We start from the raw sequence: 16,160 nt of genomic DNA, 5'->3' as shown, positions 1-16,160 counted from the left end.
GAATCACCGGGGGTACGAAGGTGGGGAAGCCGCGAGCCGTAGGTACAGACCACTGGTGGCGGCGTTCTTGTAGGTCCGCTCCCGGTCCCACCAGACACCGCTGCCGCAGCTGCTCGGCCACCAGCCCGGATACGGATCGTAGGAGTACAGCAGGGCGTCGGCGGCCGCCTGCACGCGCGCCGGCGCCGGGCGGGCCCACGCCGTACAGGACCCTTCCTGGTGCCCGGCTTCCCGTCCACACGCACGAACGGCGCCGCCGTAGTGACGCCTGCGGGGATCGCGGGTCGCGAAGAGCACTGTCCTGCCGGTACTCCCACCCGCGGCGACCGAGGTTCGGCCGAGTGACGAACCGCCCGCCCAGCTCGCGCCCCCGTCCCACGAGCGGTCCAGCCAGATCTCGTCGCCCGGCGCGCCGGCTTCGACCGTGCCCCAAGCCATCGCGTTCCGGTCGACGTGCAGGCGGATGACGCGCCCGGACAACGTCGCCGGCGGAACCGGCTGGAGGTCACCGTTGGCCTGGGTCGTACCGTCGCAGACGACATCGCAGACCTTCGGGTGGATCCATTCCGTACAGCCGACTCCGGCGGCGTCCCCGCACGCGCGGAGCAAGCCGCGTCGGTGCCTCCCGGAATTGGTCACGTTGTACATCAAGGCTCCAGGCCATCCCGTCCGCATCGGACACGTGCAGGCGGATTTGGCGCCCGTTGATCAGCTTGTCGGGAACCGGAAAGGTGCCTGCTGGGCGCGGGACGGATCGAGCGTGTCGCAGGACAACACGCAGACCGCCGGTGCGGCGGCCACCGGTTTCGCCGCCGGCCGGCCGGGTTCTGTCAGTGGTCCTCGCTATGGTCGTCACCGGCTGCAGCCAGCCTGGCGGGGAGCACTGAACCATGTCGGCGGACTTCGTGTACTTGATCGGCGGCGGCGAGTGCCCTCGGGTAAAGATCGGCCATTCGAAATCGCCTGAACATCGCTTGGCTGAGTTCAAGACCGGGTTTTCGTACCGTATGCGGGTGCTGTGGCGACACGGGGAGGTCTGCGGCTCGAGCGAGCCCTGCACTAGTGGTTCGAGCGTCAGCACCGCGAGGGCGAATGGTTCGACTTCGGTGATGCCGATGCCGTCACCGCGGTGTCCACCGCAACCGCCGGGCAGCGGTGCCGCCAGCATACGAGCCCGCTCTGCCTAATGAGGTGCCTGCCGGAATGGGAGCCGCTGGACGTGGCAAAGCACCACCTGCACGTGTTCGAGCAGAAGCCAGATTGGCCCGAGCGTTTCGATTCGTACTTTCAGAAGTGGGCTGCCAGATGATCCTGTGCGGCGTACGGAAGTTTCCCACGTAGGTGCGCGTGTTCCAACATGAACAAGCGTTGGCAGATGGCTCCTTTGGTCCCCCTGTGCGTCGGGTTGTCGGGCCAGGCAGCTGGGACGCACCTCGGTGCGGTTAGCCGCGTGTCAGTTGCTATGGCCTGTGGTCTTCTCGCGTGTGGTTCGGCGGACCCAGTCCAAGTAGGACTGTAGGCCCGCGGCTAGCGGAACCGCTGTGATCTCAGGGTTCTTCCACTCGTGATGCTCGACAAGGTGCCGTTCCAGGTCGTCGTACACGTCCGGCGTGGTTTTCAACAGGACTTGCCATTCTTCGCTGGTGCCGAACTCGCCCTGGTGCCAGAAGACGCCTGTCACTGGGCCGACCACCTGGGCTCCGGCGGCCAGACGGGTCTCGACAGCATACGTCCGTCATGTCGCCCGAGGGGTACTCAGGCGACTGAACCGCGTGGCGGTGTTTGTGCGACAAGAATATGTCCGGTCGTCACGCTGGCTAGATATGTGGTTAAGCTTCTGGCAGTTCGGTGGCGCGTAGGGGCGTCGCTGATATGGGTGAAAGGCAGTGTGGATGGCTCAGAAGGTTAGCGTTCAAATTATCGACGACCTCGATGGCGGTGAGGCCACGCAGACGGTGCCCTTCGCGCTCGACGGTGTGCAGTACGAGATCGACCTCTCCGACGAGAACGCTCAGGCGCTGCGTGACGAGCTGGAGCGTTACGTCGAAGCGGGCACCCGCACGGGTGGGCGCAAACTTCGTGTCGCGGCCGGTCAATCCACTGTCGGACACAGCCGTGCTGTGACGTCCACGGATCGTGAACGTAACCAGCAGGTGCGAGCGTGGGCGTCGGCGAACGGGTACGCGATCGCCGAGCGTGGGCGGATTCCGCACGAGATCTATGAAGCGTTCGACAACGCCGGGCCGGTCGATGACGTGGAACCGGAACCGGTGGAAGAAGCCCCGGTGAAACCGGTCCGCAAGCGCGCGCCGCGGAAGAAGAAGACAGACAGCTAACAGTGTCCTCCGGCCGCTTCGAAACCGATTCCGGCGAGGTCGCGGGTGTTCTGCTGTTGGCTGTTCGATCCACGCCGGCGTAGTCAACGTGGTTACGGGGCAATCAGAGCGGCCCGCTCCGCCACGCTGATCTGAACCCGGGCAAGGCGGATCCGGCTTCCGAGGTTCGCAAACCCCGCCCGTTCAGCCGATCGCAGGGCGCGAGCGCGCGACGACCAGACCCACGCTGGGTCGATGAGTCTCCTTCGGTGTGGTTCACTCGTCGGGATCGGGGACGGGAAAGATATCCCGGAGGCCGCCTCGGGATCGGCCACGTCGTCGATGTATTCGGGGGCATGTGAATGTGCACCTGATCGATCGACCGGCCGGCGGCCCGTCCTTCGTTGACATCGATCGTGTAGCCATCGGGATCACATCGTTCGGCGTGCGTGGGAGTGAGAGCCGGTGCTCCCATTTCTTCCGTGTTGCCGTCCATCTGATTTCTTCCCACCACGTCGCCTCGTTCTACGAAGAAACCGAGCTTGTGGGTTCCCTAGCGCTCCTCGTGCGCGAGGCAGTGCGGGGCTTCCGTAACGAAGGGGGCGATACCGCCGACCCTGTGAGGTGCACTCTGCGCACCGGTCCGGCAGTAAGCCCCCCGCCTGTGCGGGTCGTAGTCCGAAGGGATCGCCGGACGAAGTGTTGTGGTCCCACGACCGTCGGACGCCAGGGTGCACCAGGTGCTGGTCCCGGAGGATCCGGGGCCGGCACCTGTCCCGCCCACGCCATCATGCTGCTCGGGAGCCCGCGTCGTCAGCTTCGCGTTCGCTGACCCTGTCCTGCAGACCCTGCTCGCTGGCGTGCATCGGTCGTTGCAGCACGTGTTCCACGTGCGATCCGCCAGGCCGGACGGCGTGTCCGAGGAGGCGCAGGCCCCAGCCGTTGACCAACGCGGCGGCACCACCGAGGTCGACGCGAGCGCCCAATCCCGCAGGCGATCACCGGGTACGTTCGCTACATGGGGTAGTCGCCGGTGTGGTTGTGCTCGGCAATCAATGTCGCGTCCGTGGCTGTTCTGAATACTGACGAACCTCGTGAGCACGCGTGGGGAGATCGAGCAGACCTTCGGCTACCACAAGTACGACGATCGGGCCTGGGGCCCGCCGACCCGGTCGACGGGAACGGCGATGGCCCGCGCGCTGGACCGGGTCGACGAGATCTCCGGGGTCGAGCTGGGCCGGGTGACCCAGGCCGCGATGTGGCGGACTGCTCGCGATGCAGTCCTGACCACGGGCGCGGTGCTGGCCCGCCACCGCTGGGCTCACCGGTCTCGTGAGTCGACTTACCTGCGTACCCAGCTGGTACAGAACTTCCGTCGCGCCATCCGGCCGGCGGCTGCGCTGGTGTCCATAGAGGACAGTGTGGCGCCTGACTGCTTGACCGGCCGTGCAGGGTTCGTGTCCCGGTGTGCATTCGGGGCTGGTCTTGCCGCGCCGGACCCGCGAGGATGACCAGGTCCGTGACGAGAGGGAGCGCACGACATGGTCAAGGTCCACGGCAAGGCGGAGGCCGAGCGGCTCCGCGAGGAGCTGCGTGAGCAGCGGCGGCCACCCCGGCGCGTCGACAAGGCCGCGGAGGTCGAGAAGCCGTCCGGTGAGGGCGCGGCGGCGATCGTGGCCGACGGCGGAGACCGCATCGAACTGGACTACCGGGAGATCGCGGAAACGCGGAGGTTGCTGGGCGAGCACTATGCCGAGCTGCAGAACTGCCTGACCGAAGCCCGGGAACTGGGCTTACCGCTGGCCGACGGCAAGGGGCCGGTGTCGGTGCCGATGCGGCGTTCGTTCGCCCGCCGCGGGGGTGCGGAGGAAGGCGGCGTGCAGCTCGCGCTCCAGTCGTATCTGGCCGAACTCGACGCGTTGCGCACGGCGATCGGCATGGTCGCCGAGCGGCATGCTCGCACCGACGAAGCCGCCGCGTCCGCCGTCGATGCCGTGGCGAGGGGGACCGATGACCGGTGAGTACTACTCCGAGAAACATCCGCCGAGCCGCCGGGCACTGGCCAGACGACGAAAGCTGGTCCAGAAGCGCAAAGCGAACCTGCGGGAAGGAGCGTTCAGTAAGATCAACTGGGAGTGCTACGAACACCGCCAGCTGTGGGACATGATCAAATCGGCGGAGCCGCCGAAGCTGGGTGAGCAGGCGCACCGGTGGGCCCAGCTGGCCAAGAACGTCGACGCGGAAACCGCCGCGGTCCGCACAAGCGTGCAGAAGCTGCTGCTGTCCTGGCGCGGCCCGTCGGCGGCGCAGGCCGCGGAGTCCGCGCACCGTCTCACCACCTGGGCCACTGAGGCCGCCCGGACCTCCCGGCACATCGGCGACGGGCTGGACGCCTACACCGCGGCCATCGCCGAAGCCCGCCGCAAAATGCCGGAGCCGGTGCACTACTACGCCGAGCGCTGGTTCCGTGACGATTACGCCGTGAAGGCGCTCGACGGTCCCAATGGCGCCTACATGCTGGACGACCTGCTCGACGACAAGCTCCCGTCCAAGCGGGAGGCCGACCGGGCCAAGGCGGAAGCCGTGCGGGTCATGAGCCAGTACGAAGAGGCCAGCCACGGCGTCCGGCATCAACTGCCGCGGGGATTCGAGACCGCGCCGAAGTCGGCCGATCTCCCGTACCACCCGGTGCCGCTGCCGCTTCCGGTCACGCCGCCCGCCGGACCACCGCCACGAGACCGCCCGCCAGCCGAACCGCCACCGTCTCGGCCGACCTCTCCGGTGGTGCCGCCACCGGTCGTCCAAGGTCCGGAAACCGTGGGTCCCGTCGAAGAAGGCACCTATGCGGCTTCGGCAGGCGTCGGGGACCTGCCGGGAGGCGGTACGACCGGTGTCGCCGGGCCTGGGCAGGGCGCGGGGCACGGACCTGGCACGGCGCTGCCCGGTTTCTCCGCCGAGAACGCCGCCAAGCACGGCCTCGCCGGCGGAGCCGGGAGCGGGTTCGGCGGCATGGCGGGCCCGGCCGGCGGCTCCGGGCAGGGCACCACGGCCGCCCGAGGTGGCGCCGGGGGCGCCGGTTTCGGCATGTACCCGCCGATGACCGGTACGCAGCGGGAAGAGGACAAGGAGCACCGCGACCGCTACGGCAGTGGTTATGACCTCCTCGATGATCTTCCGCCCGCCTATCCGCCGGTGTTCGGCGAATGAACGGTTACCGCGCCGAACCGGAGCTGATGCGCGACCTCGCGCGTCAGCTGGAGGACGTGGCGGAGGAGCTGGGCGCCGTCGTCCGGCTGACCGACGGTCTGGCCGCGGGAGAGCTGGGACCCGCCGGGATCGCGTCGGCGCTCGACGGGCTGATCGGGCCGTGGATGGACTCGATCGGCGCCGCGCACGCTGAGGTCGCCCGCGCCGCGTCCGGGGTCCGGACGGCGGCGAAGGCCTACGAGGACACGGATGACGACGCCGTCCGGACACTGCGGCGCGCGGACGGAGGCTCGTGATGCCCGAGTTCGGAGGCCTCGGTTTCGATCCGGTTCCGGGCGACGCGGACGCCGTGGCGGACGCCGCCCGCAAGTGCACGGACGCGGCCGCGCACCTCGACGCGGTGGCCGCGGCGCGGATCGACGTGCCGCGCGAGTGGGAAGGAGACGCCGCCGGAAGCGTCGCCGCCCGTGCCGCCGCGGCGAGGACGGCGCTCGAACCCGCGCCCGCCGTGTTGCGCGCATCGGCCGGCATCCTCACCGAGTGGGCCGGCACCGTCGCGGCCGGAGTACGGCGAGCCGAGCAGCTCGACCGGCGCGCGGTGGTCCTGCGGCGCGCGCTCACTGACGCCGCGGACGCCGTCGAGGGCACGGAGACGGCCGTCCAGTTCGCCAGCGGCGCGGCAGCGGCCACGGCACAAGCCGATCTCACCGCGGCGAAGGCGCGCCACGAAACACTGCAGCGCGAGCTCGACCGAATTTTGGAGCAGGCCCGTGCCCTTGAAGCGGTTCATCGCGCCGAGGCGGCCCGGATCGAAGAACGGCTGAGGGCGCTCGGCGAGCCAGGCACGGCCTTGGGCGAGGCGCCGGACGGCGCGTCGCTGTTCGTCGAGATCACCGGCGGCATGGCCCGGTTTTCCGCGCTGGGCAGGGAACTGGCGGCATCGCTGGCCCGTGCCCCCGGTCCCGCCGTCACCCCACCCGCCGGAGCCGTGGGTGTCTTCGCCTCGGCCGTGGCACTGGGTGGCCGGTGAAACTCACCGCCGTCCCGGGGATCACCTCGGTCTCCCTCGCGTCGGTCGATCGGACCATCGCCGAACTGCGCACACTGCTGATCCGGCTCCGTGGCGCCGACGCCGAACGCGATTTCGGGCTGGAGGCCGCCGCGATCCAGGCGGCCGAACGCGCCCACGAGCATCGTGCGGGCTTGCTGGCGGTCGCCGAGCATCGTGACGCCGACCCGGCCTTGTTGATCGCCGGGTCGGTCCCGGTCGAGCGGCCGATGAGTGTCGAGGCCGCCGCCGGGCTGAGCTGGTTCGCCGCCGACACCACACCGGGGATCCGCGAGGTCAGCACGGCGACGACCGCCCGCGGTTATCCGGTGGTGATCGTCGAGCGGATCGCCGTCGACGGGCCCGCCGCCGGTGCACAGCTCCAGGCCGTCGTGCTCGATCCGGGGCGCCCGCGGGTCGCGGTGTTCACCTTGCACTCGCCCGGAGGCCGTGGCTGGCTGGACGTCGCCGCGCTCGCGGGCGCGCTCGTCGCGGGGGTGGATCTCAGTGAGCCAACGCGCGTTCCCTGAATTCACGAGGTGTCTTTCCGACCGCCTTCCGAAAGGTGCGCGAGAAGTGCGCGGCACTGGTGAATCCGCAGTCTTTGGCGATCTCGGCGATTCCCCGCGCGGCCTTCGCCGGATCCGCCAGCAGGGCCTTCGCCCGCTCGACCCGCAGTCCTTTGATCCGCTCGGCGATTCCCTGGCCGTCGTCGAACAGCTGATACAACCGTCGGCGCGAGATGTAGAGGGCCTCGGCCACCTGGTCCGCGCCCAGTGAGGGATCGGCGAGATGATCGCGGATGTACCGCACGGCATCGCGACGACGGGTGGCGAGCGCGTCGGCGCGATCGAGTTCCGCCCGCAGCACGCTGCGCAGCACCAGTTCCGCGAGTCCCTGCAGGTGATGGGCTAGGCCGTGCGGATCGAGCGCGGGGCTGACGGCGAGGACGTGCGCGATCGCGCTGGAGAACAACGCGCGCAGCGGGGCGTCGACGTCGACGGGGCGGAACATCAGCGGTCGCAGCTCGCTGAACGACAACGAGAGTTCCGCTGTCGGGATGGTCAGCATGACGACCCCGTGCCTGCCCGGTGCTTCGCCGTCGTGCCCCCCGATCGGCAACACGTGCAGGACACAGCCCGCGAAGCCGAGTTTCGCGCCGTCCTCGGCGACGGCCCGCGGAACCGTGCACCGCAGGAGAAGCTGGATCCCGTCCGGACCCGCCTTGCGATCGCCGAGGATGGCCGCACGCGCCGCCGCGGCGCCCGAGGCACGGACGATCAGTTGTCCGGTCGCGACTTCTGGTTCGGTCATGGGCACCCGCCGTTCGCGGATTCGTCGGGATGGCGCATTCATCTTCACCGTTCGATCGGTATCGTGCCCGCCGGGTGGCGAAGGGGAGGAGCGCGATGGCGCGGCGTTCGGGTAGTTCGGCGGGCATCGTCCTGTCACATTTGGAATTCGACCTGCTGTGGGGCGATCTCGGAAACGGTGAGTTGCCTTACCCGCTCGAGGTGCCCTCGCACGGCGAAACCATGGACGAACGGGACGAGCTGGGCGTACGTGTCTTCGCCGGGCTCGCCGAAGCGGGTTTCACCAGCGGCGAGGACGTCGACCCGGCGATCGAGGACCTGTTCGTCCTGCTGGGTTCACCAGCGGTGTCGGTGGACGCCCTGGTACTCGGCGAACAACCGTGGCGCCTGCTCGCGGCGGGCCGCGGCGCCCACGGGGTGCTGGCGGTGCAGGACGAGAAGGACCTGGTCCTCGAACCGCTGAGGACCGCCGAACTGGTCGCCATCGTCGGCCGGATGCTCGGTGACGCCGCGCCCGGCCCGGGAGACCAGATCCGCTTGCCGCGAGCCGCTTTCTCGGCCGCCATGGACGGCTTCGCGCGAGGGGGTTACGACGGTTTCGAGCGGGCACTGGCGGGCGCCAGGATCACCGGGCGGAGCGTGCGCCCCCTCGCGACGATGGTGACCTCGGTCCGCTACGGCGCCGGCCAACTCGGGGTCAACGGTGCCCGCGGCCGGAGCCCGGTGCTCAGCTGGTTCGACACCGAGGCCGGCCGCTACGCCGTCACCCACGAAGACGTCGGCGGCGAGCCGTGGGTGATGGTCACGCCTGCCGACGCGTCCTGGCTCACCGCCCGGCTGGCGTCGATGATCGAGGACATGTCATGAACGCCACGAGAGCAAGGCGAAATCGTCGCAGAGACCGTCCACAACGGATGCCGCGGCGTCCATCGCCATGACGGTGGCCGTCGCGGCGAGCCGGAGGACGAGCGCGGAAAGGTCGCTCGCCCGCGAGGTGAGCGCGAGCCGGTCGAACTGCAGTCCGACCAACTTCCCGTACAGATCGACGGTCACGGTCACGCCGTCGCTGCTCGCCTCACCGACCACCGCGGCCAGCCTGCCACGGTAGTCGGTGTCCGGGGCCTCGGCGTCTTCGAGTAGCCGCTCGACACTGCGTTCGTCGGTCACTGCACCCTCCACGTTTCCGGAGTCGTCTCTTCAGCCGCTTCGGCCAGCTCCGCGCTCGTCCCGAGCCCCAGGGAGTCCGCTTCGTCCAGATCGAGCCGACGGCTCACCTGAGCTGCCGCCCGGTCGACCAGGCCGAGAATCCGCCGGGAAAGCTCCTGCGGGCTGAGCCGCAGCGCGGCTTCCTCGATCCGCAGATCCCGCAGCGCCCCACCGACTTCGACCTCGACCGCGATCACGCGTTCCCGCGCGCTTCCGGTGGTCATGGGCGCACCCCGCCGTAGAAGGTCGAACCGGACAGCGTGTGCGTGTTCCGGCGCACGGAATCACCCGAGTTGCCCTCGATCATCGTCACCTTGTCGCCTTCCACCTTCTCCACGATCCCGATGTGGGTGCTCGTCGACGGGCTCTGCGGCCCGGTCCCGAACAGCAGCACGTCACCCGGTTTGGCCTGCTTCAACGAGTTCTTGCCGTACGCCTTGTCATGCTGTCGGCCCCAGCGGTAGACGTCGCCGGTGAAGGGCAGGATCGGGATGTTCACCCCGGCCTTGCGCCACATCGCGGTGGCGAACGAGGCACACCACGGCGCCGTCGGGCCGTACGGGTTCCGGTTGCTGCCAGGCGGGTTCTCCCTCGTCCCGAGTTCCTTGCGCGCGGCGGAAACGACCTTCTGCCCGCGAGAGGACGCCTTGGCGGGCTCGGTCCGGCCGGGTTTCCCGTGGCCGGGGGAGTGGTCCGTGACCTCGCGGTCGGCGACGCCGTCGTGCCGGAGTTCCTTGCGCAGCGCGCGCAGCCGTTTCGCGGCGTCGGTGAGTTCACCGTTCACCTTCCGCAGGATCGCGGCCGACTGCTTGGTGTAGCGCGGGGCAAGATCGGCGGCCGCGGCGATCGCGGCGGCCAGCGCGGCCCGCGAGCCCACTCCGGCGGCGTCGTCGAGGAGCTTCTTGGCCTTGGCGATGTACTCGTCGGCGAGCCGCTGGACCGCGGTGTGCCCACCGTCCACAGTGGTCGTGACGCGAGCGACGATTCTTTCGGCTTCGGTGCTCGTGTCGGCGGTGGTGCGGATGTCCTTGCGCAGCCGCATGGTGGTGCGCTCGAACTCCTCCGACGCCTTGCCGTCCCAATGACTCAGGACGACGTCGGTCTCCTTCTTGTGCGCGTCGTGCTGGTCGTGCAGGGTTTTCGAGACCTGGTGCAGGGCGAACTGGACGCGGGCCGCGTCCTCGGCCTTGCCCGCCAGCTTGTTCCGGTGTGCCAGGAGGTCCGCGGCGAAATGCCGGGCGGTGGAAAGGGTGTCCATCTGAGTCTCCAGCGCTTTCAGGCGAGCCGGTCCAGGCGCGCGGCGGCCGAGGAATCACGGTTTTGGTAGGCCTTGCCGGCCTTGGCGGCGGCGTCCGCGAGCCGGTCGGCGGAAATTCCGACAGCCCGGACCTGGGTCTGCAGGGCGGCGCCGAAGTCACCGAGCGCGTCGGCGAACCCGGACTCCTTGCCGATCTTGCCGAAGCTGTCGTCGGCGATCGACCGGACGTCCTTGACCTGGTTCGCCGAAGCCGAGGTGAGCGCGTCGCCGGCTCGCCGGGTGCGCCGCACGAAGTCGTTCAGGGTCTGCCGGTCGACCCGGATCCGTCCCATGCCCGTGCCGGTGGGGCGTCCGCCGGGGTGCTTCCGCACCGCCTCGGCCGCCTTGCGCGCGGCGGGCAGATGACGCTTGTAGGCACCGTTCGTGTAGGTCGACCACGGGGTCCATGATCGCCCGTCATTCGAGATCTTGTTGGCGGCCTTGGCGTTCGTGGTGGCGTCGAACAGTTCCGAGTTCGAGTCCAGTCCGAACTGCCTGCGCCGCTCCGGTCCCATCGCGCCGAGCATGTTGATCTGCCAGAGCCCGTAGGAGTTGTCGGGCGGGGTGGCGTTGTGTGCGCGGGTGTCCCCACCGGATTCGGCGAGCGCGACCGCCACCGCTGTGGTGAGCCCGTCGCCGCGAAAGCCGGCTTCGTAGGCGTGCCGGGCGATCTGCTCCGGGGTCAACTTGGTCATGGACTGAGCTTGACCGCCTGTGCGCGCCGGGGGAACCGGCGTTGCACGCGTGGACACGTGCGTTGCACAGGCGGTCAGCCCGGTCAGGCGACGAGTTCGATCCCGGTCCGGCGTTCTCCGGGGCGCGGTCACCCGTGCCGCCGTCGATCTCCACGTCGTTGTGGACCACGGTCACGCGGGCGTCGTCGTCTTGTTCCCGGCACCGTCGAACCGGGCGACCCCTGATCAGCTGCCAAGTTCTAGAACCCGCTTCCTGGGGTGAGCCGGGGATGGAGCTGACAGCGGGCGATCGCCTTTCCGTCGAGCGGCTCGTTCTTCCGGTCGGAATCCTCGGTGATGGTCTGCCCCGCGTCGACGGAGAGGCCGGTGGTCGGGGCCGCCATTATCCGGCCCGCGCTGTCATGGCAGGCGGCGGCGACCGCGCCGTCCTCTACGCGCATCGGGTAGTCATTGGCGATCGTGCCCTTTACGGTGTTGTCACCGGTCAGCTCGGTCGTGGTGGTGAAGCCACCGGAAGGCGCCTCGTCCGAGGGCCGCTGGTTCGCCGGTTCCGGCGTCGCGCCGACCTTCGCGATGGGTTTGCCGGGGCATCGCTGGCGATGAACAGGTCGGCCTTGGGCGGCAGGACCTTGAGGCCGTCCGCCGCGAGCAGCGGGATATCCGTCCCGGCGGCGTCAGTCGCGGTGAACCGCAAGCGGACGCTGACCACCCGGTGCTCGTTGTTGCGGACGACCGCGTACATCCGGTCGGTCACGTACTGTTCCGAGCCGGTCCGAGCACTGGAGGCCTGCTGAGCGCCGCCACCGCTTCCGCCGTCACCGCAAGCCGTGAGCAGCAACGTCAAGGCAGCCGTCGAGTACCGCATCCCCGATCCCCGCATGGTTCCTCCCTAATTCCTTTAGCGGAGGTCAGCCCAATCGGCCGCTGAAAGTGACGTCTTTCGCTGATTTGTCACACCGTGGTCGTCATGGAGGGGCAGGACGCCGGCGCTTCACCGCCAGTCGATCGGCGCGAGTGTCCGCAACAGCGATCTGGCGGCCGATCGCGCCCGCTGCAGCGCACCCGGTCCGTGTACTTCCATACCGCACCCATCCGAGTTGGATCGCGTCGCTGAATAGGTGATCTCTGGTGGCCGAGGCTCGCAACATGATCATGTCGTGCTCGAATTCGCCTGCGCATAACCAGAAAAGCTAATCACCGGCGGAGGATTTCGGCGTGCAGACACAAGTATTGTGGAGACAGATGGCCCAAGATTTCCTGGAGAACCACTGGGATGAGCTGTACCGGAACGACACCGCCGCTACGCCGTATCAAGCGCCAGCCTGGTTGCTTGGCTGGTGTGCTGCGTTACCGACCACTGCCTCGTTAGTCGCACTCACGGTGGCCGACTGTTCGGGACCGGTTGCGGCGTTGCTAATGGTTCACGCGCAGGGCCGCGAAGGTGGACTGGTTCGTCCGCTGTCGGCACCGCACGCCGAATACATCAGGGTGACCGGCTCTCACTCCGAGCAGCCCGAGGTCACTGCGGCGCTGGCTGAGGCTCTGGACGATCTGGCCGACTACGGCGAGCGAGTGGTGCTGCCGGACCTGCCGGTGACCAGCGCCCTCGGCGAACGGCTTACCGCGACCCCGCCGTGGACGCACACCAGCACCCGGTGCGCGGTGGTGCCGCTGCCGGTGGACTGGGCGGCGATGTCGCGGTCGACCCGAAAAACCCACAATCGCCGGCAGCGCGCTGTCGACGAGTTGGCCGCGGGCGGCCGCCGCCTGGTTTTCCGGCGCTCCCGATCGACCGAGGAACTGCGCGAGGGCTACCGCGTGCTCGTGGATTTGCATCGCCGGCAGTGGACCGCAGACCTCGTGCTGCCCGATATCGACCTCCAGTACACCACCGGCGTCTGGGAAAACGTCCTCGATCGATGTGGCCCGGAACTCGCTTTCGTCGCCACCATGGAACTGGACGGCACGGCGGTGGCGGCCCAGTTGTGCTTGTACCGAGACGGACGGTGCTTCTCGTTGAGGCCGGCCATGCACCCGGACTACCGCCGACTGTCCCCAGGCCATGCCCTGCTGCGCTGGCTGACCGACGACCTCACCGGATCCGGGTTCACCGAGTTCGACCTCGGCCGCACCGTGGATTCTGCTGGGCAGACCGGGTACAAGTCCCAGTACCTGGCACGCTGGTCCGATACTCTCACCGCCACCTCTGTCGCACCTTCCTTGCGACACGTCCCCGCCCAAGGCTCCCGCGACTACGATCACCTACCAATAGCCATGGTGTAGCTGATCAAGGCGGAGCGCCGCACCACGCTGGTTCTCCTGTTCGCGGCGCTGTCCGGGGTCGGTGCGGCACTCGTCGATTTGGACGCGGTAGCGCCGGCAACGAGGTTCGTTCGCGCCGCATTCGTAGCAAACGGCAGAACGCGCCAGGCTATCTCTCGGCCTTCACAGCCTCAGCGATTACCGGGCCACTCCTCGTCACTGATGACGGACGACGGGGCGGAGTGCGGGCAGGGACGCACCACTTGGCCGGGGACTGAGGGGTATTGGCCGGCGTTCTTGCCGGTCTCGATGGTCAACTTCTTGACGATGTCGGACATCGGGGTGCCTTTGTCGCGTAAGGCGCGGGCGAAGAGCGTTACCAGTTCGGCGGCGTTGCGGGCGATCCGTTTCACCTCGTGCACGGTGAGGATGACCGGCTGGTCCGGTGCGGCGGTCTTGATGTCGCGGGCGAGCGTGAGCGCAAATGCGCCCGATTTTCCCGGATACTGTGACGAGACCGGTTTGTTCCAGGTCGGCGGATAGGTGGCCGGGTTCGCCGACCTCATCGGGCAAGTCGGCCGTGGTGGACGTCAACCGGGCGGTGCGAGGTTTGGTGGTGTGAAGGCGAGCACATCGGGAAGGGCGCCGTCGTAGGGTTCGACGTCGACCAGCGCGCTGTTGGCGCTTGGTCCTTGGGACAGGCGCGAGCACGGTCGATCCGCGGTGAGGGCGTTCGGGTTGCCGTGGCGGTCCAGCGTTCCGCTCAGGCCCGGCTGGACCGGGTCCCACCACGCTCCCGTGGACAGTTGCACGACGCCTGGCATGACGTCGTCCGACAGGACCGCGCCGGCGAGACAGCTGCCCCGGTCGTTGTGGACGCGCACGATCATGCCGCTCTCGATGCCGCGCGCCGCGGCGTCCGAGGGGTTGATCGTCACGGGCTCACGACCGCGGATCTTCGAAGCGAGGCTGTGGCCGCCGTTGTCGTACTGGCTGTGCAGGCGTGAGGCGGGCTGGTTCGAGATCAGGTGCAGGGGGAACCGGTCCGACAGATCGGCACGAAGCCACTCCACCGGTTCGAACCACTTCGGGTGCCCGGCGCAGTCGTCGTAGCCGAACGAGTCGATCTCCTCGGAGAAGATCTCGATTCGGCCCGACGGCGTCGGCAGAGGGAAACGCTGCGGATCCGAGCGGAGGGCCTCGAAGCTGCCGGGAAACGGTCCAGTCGAGGCCGGCAGCGTGGCGGTGGAGCTTCGCCAGAAGTCGTCGAAGTCCGGCAAGGCGGCGGTGTCGCCGAGTTGGGCCCTGGTCTGCTCGTAAAGGTGGCGGACCCATTCGATCTCGCAGCGCGACTCGGTGAACTCCTCCTCGTAGCCGAGCTGGGAGGCCAAGGCGGTGGTTGCTCATACGGCCGGGGGGTGATGTAGTGCAAAAGAGGCCTGTCGGCCACGCCGTCCGGCTCGCGGGAAAGAGTCGGTGCCGATCTGCGCGAGCGGGGACGGCCTCCACGCGGGGGTGTCCCTATGGTTGTTGTCAAGCTTGCTGGGGTTCGGGGTGTTGGTAGTGGGCTCGGTTGCGGAGCATTGCGAAGAGCACGTCGCAGCGTCGTCGGGCGAGGCAGATCCGGCAGCGACCGCCCTCCTCGTCCGCGACGATCACTCGCGCGCCTTCGCCGCGTGACTCGGTGTCCGGTCCGCTGCCCCGGCCTCGGGTGCGGCGGGCCGGACGACACCGTGCGGCCGGTTACGCGGTGATCCTGCCGAACAGGTGGACCGCGGGTGCGTCCGGGTCGTCGCCGAAGAAGAATTCCGCGACTGCCCGGTGGTACTCGGCGCGATCCAGTCCGCCCGAGCCGTCCAGGTCCAATGCGTTGAAGACCGCGGCACAGTCCTGCGGGGAGACGTTGCCCGTCAGGCCGAAGATCTCCGTGAATTCCTTCAGGTCGACTTTGTCGTCCCCGTCGAGGTCGATCAGGTCGAAGTAGCAGTCGGCCACGGGCCCGACCTGCTGTGGGTACAGGGCGGGATCGGCCAGCGCCCGCTGGAACCCCTCGGTCATCTCCCGAAGATCGACCTTCCCATCTCCATCCTGATCCATCGGTGCGATCACATTGGTCCAGAACGCCTCCAACCCGTCGACGAGCTGGCGGGCGGTCGCCGGCTGCCGCGCGGCATCACGGGCCGCGACGTAACGCTCACCCATCAGCCGGACGTCCTGACAGGTGATGACTCCATCGCCGTCGACGTCGGCGCTCCTGAACCACTGGCGATACTTGAGATCACGAACTCCAGTCATGGCCACGTAACGTAGGCAACCCATTACGCAACTGTCCAGTGATGCGGCCGCCGAGCAGGTCGGATCATCCATCCGGATGACGGCCTCACGCCAACCGGATCTGTCCGCCGCGCGCCGCCGAGTTCGATCGGGAGACCAGGAGTAACGCCGTTTAGAGGACGTCGCTCCATTTGCTCCGGTCGTGACCGCTTCCCCGGTTCGGGACTGACACTGAAGATCGCCGAGCAACGACGCTGTGAACGCCGCTGCACCGTGTGGGGATCGCCCGAGCAGCCGATATGGGCGAGAACCGCGTCGTCAGCTCGTCGACATGAGGTACGCCCGCAGGGCCGAGAATGATCCGGAGCTGGCCGGGACGCGTGGGAGGGAAGCCCTTCCGGTGCTCGACACACTCGCTGACCCGATGGCGGACGTCGTGCGCGTTCATCTCGGCGAGCTGTCGCCGATGTCCGAGCCGGTCGAGGCTAGCAGGAGATGCGCGCTCTCATCGATTCTTCACGGCGTACCACCTCGGGCTTCGCC

At 68.5% G+C, this 16,160-nt stretch carries 21 protein-coding genes and 1 pseudogene; 9 read left to right on the top strand and 13 right to left on the bottom strand.

The window, feature by feature from the left end:
* Nucleotides 1-3: 3 nt before the first annotated feature.
* Nucleotides 4-648 carry a hypothetical protein gene (locus tag ACZ54P_RS13850; RefSeq protein ID WP_465461878.1) on the bottom strand — a complete coding sequence of 215 codons (645 nt, stop codon included), beginning with the start codon at nt 646-648 and terminating at the stop codon, nt 4-6.
* Nucleotides 649-1,453: 805 nt separating this feature from the next.
* A pseudogene (gene cutA / locus ACZ54P_RS13845) lies at nt 1,454-1,714 on the bottom strand (divalent-cation tolerance protein CutA); the annotation flags it as partial.
* A 178-nt stretch (nt 1,715-1,892) separates the two neighbouring features.
* Between cutA and ACZ54P_RS13840 the strand changes: the two are divergent.
* Nucleotides 1,893-2,336 carry a histone-like nucleoid-structuring protein Lsr2 gene (locus ACZ54P_RS13840; RefSeq protein ID WP_465461877.1) on the top strand — a complete coding sequence of 148 codons (444 nt, stop codon included), beginning with the start codon at nt 1,893-1,895 and terminating at the stop codon, nt 2,334-2,336.
* Nucleotides 2,337-3,103: 767 nt separating this feature from the next.
* Here ACZ54P_RS13840 and ACZ54P_RS13835 read toward each other — a convergent pair.
* Nucleotides 3,104-3,301: a hypothetical protein gene (locus tag ACZ54P_RS13835; RefSeq protein WP_465461876.1), complete on the bottom strand. Its 198-nt coding sequence runs from the start codon at nt 3,299-3,301 to the stop codon at nt 3,104-3,106.
* Nucleotides 3,302-3,409: 108 nt separating this feature from the next.
* Between ACZ54P_RS13835 and ACZ54P_RS13830 the strand changes: the two genes are divergently transcribed.
* From ACZ54P_RS13830 to ACZ54P_RS13805, 6 genes are read left to right on the top strand one after another with little or no spacing between them, the layout of a single operon-like run.
* Nucleotides 3,410-3,826 (top strand): hypothetical protein, encoded by a 417-nt coding sequence (locus ACZ54P_RS13830; protein ID WP_465461875.1) that lies wholly within the window; start codon nt 3,410-3,412, stop codon nt 3,824-3,826.
* Between the two features lie 30 nt (nt 3,827-3,856).
* A complete protein-coding gene (locus ACZ54P_RS13825) occupies nt 3,857-4,336 on the top strand; it encodes a hypothetical protein (RefSeq protein WP_465461874.1) in 480 nt (159 codons plus the stop codon).
* Nucleotides 4,326-5,522: a WXG100 family type VII secretion target gene (locus ACZ54P_RS13820; protein ID WP_465461873.1), complete on the top strand. Its 1,197-nt coding sequence runs from the start codon at nt 4,326-4,328 to the stop codon at nt 5,520-5,522. Before ACZ54P_RS13825 ends, ACZ54P_RS13820 begins: the two co-directional genes overlap by 11 nt.
* Entirely contained in the window at nt 5,519-5,818 is a 300-nt protein-coding gene (locus ACZ54P_RS13815) for a hypothetical protein (RefSeq protein WP_465461872.1), read from the top strand. The genes ACZ54P_RS13820 and ACZ54P_RS13815 overlap by 4 nt, the downstream gene beginning before the upstream one ends.
* Nucleotides 5,818-6,552 carry a hypothetical protein gene (locus ACZ54P_RS13810; protein ID WP_465461871.1) on the top strand — a complete coding sequence of 245 codons (735 nt, stop codon included), beginning with the start codon at nt 5,818-5,820 and terminating at the stop codon, nt 6,550-6,552. The genes ACZ54P_RS13815 and ACZ54P_RS13810 overlap by 1 nt, the downstream gene beginning before the upstream one ends.
* Nucleotides 6,549-7,100 carry a hypothetical protein gene (locus ACZ54P_RS13805; RefSeq protein ID WP_465461870.1) on the top strand — a complete coding sequence of 184 codons (552 nt, stop codon included), beginning with the start codon at nt 6,549-6,551 and terminating at the stop codon, nt 7,098-7,100. Before ACZ54P_RS13810 ends, ACZ54P_RS13805 begins: the two co-directional genes overlap by 4 nt.
* Here the strand turns inward: ACZ54P_RS13805 and ACZ54P_RS13800 are convergent.
* A complete protein-coding gene (locus tag ACZ54P_RS13800) occupies nt 7,075-7,884 on the bottom strand; it encodes a helix-turn-helix transcriptional regulator (protein WP_465461869.1) in 810 nt (269 codons plus the stop codon). The two genes, ACZ54P_RS13805 and ACZ54P_RS13800, sit on opposite strands and share 26 nt — an antisense overlap.
* A 95-nt stretch (nt 7,885-7,979) precedes the next feature.
* Between ACZ54P_RS13800 and ACZ54P_RS13795 the strand changes: the two genes are divergently transcribed.
* On the top strand, nt 7,980-8,750 hold the full coding sequence (locus tag ACZ54P_RS13795) for an ESX secretion-associated protein EspG (RefSeq protein WP_465461868.1): 771 nt from the start codon (nt 7,980-7,982) through the stop codon (nt 8,748-8,750).
* Here ACZ54P_RS13795 and ACZ54P_RS13790 read toward each other — a convergent pair.
* The 6 genes from ACZ54P_RS13790 to ACZ54P_RS13765 all read right to left on the bottom strand — a co-directional run bounded on the left by ACZ54P_RS13790 (nt 8,745) and on the right by ACZ54P_RS13765 (nt 11,961).
* Complete coding sequence (locus ACZ54P_RS13790; protein WP_465461867.1) at nt 8,745-9,050, bottom strand: hypothetical protein; 306 nt, start codon at nt 9,048-9,050, stop codon at nt 8,745-8,747. The genes ACZ54P_RS13795 and ACZ54P_RS13790 overlap by 6 nt on opposite strands.
* Nucleotides 9,047-9,313, bottom strand: coding sequence for a YbaB/EbfC family DNA-binding protein (locus ACZ54P_RS13785; RefSeq protein ID WP_465461866.1), 267 nt, complete (start codon nt 9,311-9,313; stop codon nt 9,047-9,049). The genes ACZ54P_RS13790 and ACZ54P_RS13785 overlap by 4 nt, the downstream gene beginning before the upstream one ends.
* Nucleotides 9,310-10,347: a CHAP domain-containing protein gene (locus ACZ54P_RS13780; protein ID WP_465461865.1), complete on the bottom strand. Its 1,038-nt coding sequence runs from the start codon at nt 10,345-10,347 to the stop codon at nt 9,310-9,312. The genes ACZ54P_RS13785 and ACZ54P_RS13780 overlap by 4 nt, the downstream gene beginning before the upstream one ends.
* 17 nt (nt 10,348-10,364) lie before the next feature.
* The gene (locus ACZ54P_RS13775) at nt 10,365-11,081 is read right to left on the bottom strand and encodes a transglycosylase SLT domain-containing protein (RefSeq protein ID WP_465461864.1); all 717 of its coding nucleotides are present in this window, start codon (nt 11,079-11,081) and stop codon (nt 10,365-10,367) included.
* 239 nt (nt 11,082-11,320) lie between these two features.
* Nucleotides 11,321-11,521: a hypothetical protein gene (locus ACZ54P_RS13770; RefSeq protein WP_465461863.1), complete on the bottom strand. Its 201-nt coding sequence runs from the start codon at nt 11,519-11,521 to the stop codon at nt 11,321-11,323.
* A gap of 44 nt (nt 11,522-11,565) precedes the next feature.
* A complete protein-coding gene (locus ACZ54P_RS13765) occupies nt 11,566-11,961 on the bottom strand; it encodes a hypothetical protein (RefSeq protein ID WP_465461862.1) in 396 nt (131 codons plus the stop codon).
* Nucleotides 11,962-12,323: 362 nt separating this feature from the next.
* Between ACZ54P_RS13765 and ACZ54P_RS13760 the strand changes: the two genes are divergently transcribed.
* Nucleotides 12,324-13,364: a GNAT family N-acetyltransferase gene (locus ACZ54P_RS13760; protein ID WP_465461861.1), complete on the top strand. Its 1,041-nt coding sequence runs from the start codon at nt 12,324-12,326 to the stop codon at nt 13,362-13,364.
* A gap of 170 nt (nt 13,365-13,534) precedes the next feature.
* Here ACZ54P_RS13760 and ACZ54P_RS13755 read toward each other — a convergent pair whose 3' ends face one another.
* The 3 genes from ACZ54P_RS13755 to ACZ54P_RS13745 all read right to left on the bottom strand — a co-directional run bounded on the left by ACZ54P_RS13755 (nt 13,535) and on the right by ACZ54P_RS13745 (nt 15,710).
* On the bottom strand, nt 13,535-13,909 hold the full coding sequence (locus ACZ54P_RS13755) for a hypothetical protein (protein ID WP_465461860.1): 375 nt from the start codon (nt 13,907-13,909) through the stop codon (nt 13,535-13,537).
* 24 nt (nt 13,910-13,933) lie between these two features.
* On the bottom strand, nt 13,934-14,734 hold the full coding sequence (locus tag ACZ54P_RS13750) for a molybdopterin dinucleotide binding domain-containing protein (RefSeq protein WP_465461859.1): 801 nt from the start codon (nt 14,732-14,734) through the stop codon (nt 13,934-13,936).
* Nucleotides 14,735-15,086: 352 nt separating this feature from the next.
* Entirely contained in the window at nt 15,087-15,710 is a 624-nt protein-coding gene (locus ACZ54P_RS13745) for an EF-hand domain-containing protein (protein ID WP_465461858.1), read from the bottom strand.
* Nucleotides 15,711-16,160: the final 450 nt, after the last annotated feature.

The organism is Amycolatopsis sp. NPDC034160 (genome assembly GCF_055575355.1).
Note: the sequence above shows the minus strand (reverse complement) of the source record. Positions and strands in the feature narration are given on the sequence as shown.

Coding starts and splice junctions, on each gene's coding strand:
- ACZ54P_RS13775 (WP_465461864.1), bottom strand. CDS start 11,081: ATGACCAAGTTGACCCCGGAGCAGATCGCCCGGCACGCCTACGAAGCC.
- ACZ54P_RS13770 (WP_465461863.1), bottom strand. CDS start 11,521: ATGCGCGTAGAGGACGGCGCGGTCGCCGCCGCCTGCCATGACAGCGCG.
- ACZ54P_RS13810 (WP_465461871.1), top strand. CDS start 5,818: ATGCCCGAGTTCGGAGGCCTCGGTTTCGATCCGGTTCCGGGCGACGCG.
- ACZ54P_RS13780 (WP_465461865.1), bottom strand. CDS start 10,347: ATGGACACCCTTTCCACCGCCCGGCATTTCGCCGCGGACCTCCTGGCA.
- ACZ54P_RS13825 (WP_465461874.1), top strand. CDS start 3,857: ATGGTCAAGGTCCACGGCAAGGCGGAGGCCGAGCGGCTCCGCGAGGAG.
- ACZ54P_RS13795 (WP_465461868.1), top strand. CDS start 7,980: ATGGCGCGGCGTTCGGGTAGTTCGGCGGGCATCGTCCTGTCACATTTG.
- ACZ54P_RS13765 (WP_465461862.1), bottom strand. CDS start 11,961: ATGCGGGGATCGGGGATGCGGTACTCGACGGCTGCCTTGACGTTGCTG.
- ACZ54P_RS13820 (WP_465461873.1), top strand. CDS start 4,326: ATGACCGGTGAGTACTACTCCGAGAAACATCCGCCGAGCCGCCGGGCA.
- ACZ54P_RS13755 (WP_465461860.1), bottom strand. CDS start 13,909: ATGAGGTCGGCGAACCCGGCCACCTATCCGCCGACCTGGAACAAACCG.
- ACZ54P_RS13785 (WP_465461866.1), bottom strand. CDS start 9,313: ATGACCACCGGAAGCGCGCGGGAACGCGTGATCGCGGTCGAGGTCGAA.
- ACZ54P_RS13850 (WP_465461878.1), bottom strand. CDS start 648: ATGTACAACGTGACCAATTCCGGGAGGCACCGACGCGGCTTGCTCCGC.
- ACZ54P_RS13840 (WP_465461877.1), top strand. CDS start 1,893: ATGGCTCAGAAGGTTAGCGTTCAAATTATCGACGACCTCGATGGCGGT.
- ACZ54P_RS13745 (WP_465461858.1), bottom strand. CDS start 15,710: ATGGATGATCCGACCTGCTCGGCGGCCGCATCACTGGACAGTTGCGTA.
- ACZ54P_RS13760 (WP_465461861.1), top strand. CDS start 12,324: ATGGCCCAAGATTTCCTGGAGAACCACTGGGATGAGCTGTACCGGAAC.
- ACZ54P_RS13800 (WP_465461869.1), bottom strand. CDS start 7,884: ATGACCGAACCAGAAGTCGCGACCGGACAACTGATCGTCCGTGCCTCG.
- ACZ54P_RS13815 (WP_465461872.1), top strand. CDS start 5,519: ATGAACGGTTACCGCGCCGAACCGGAGCTGATGCGCGACCTCGCGCGT.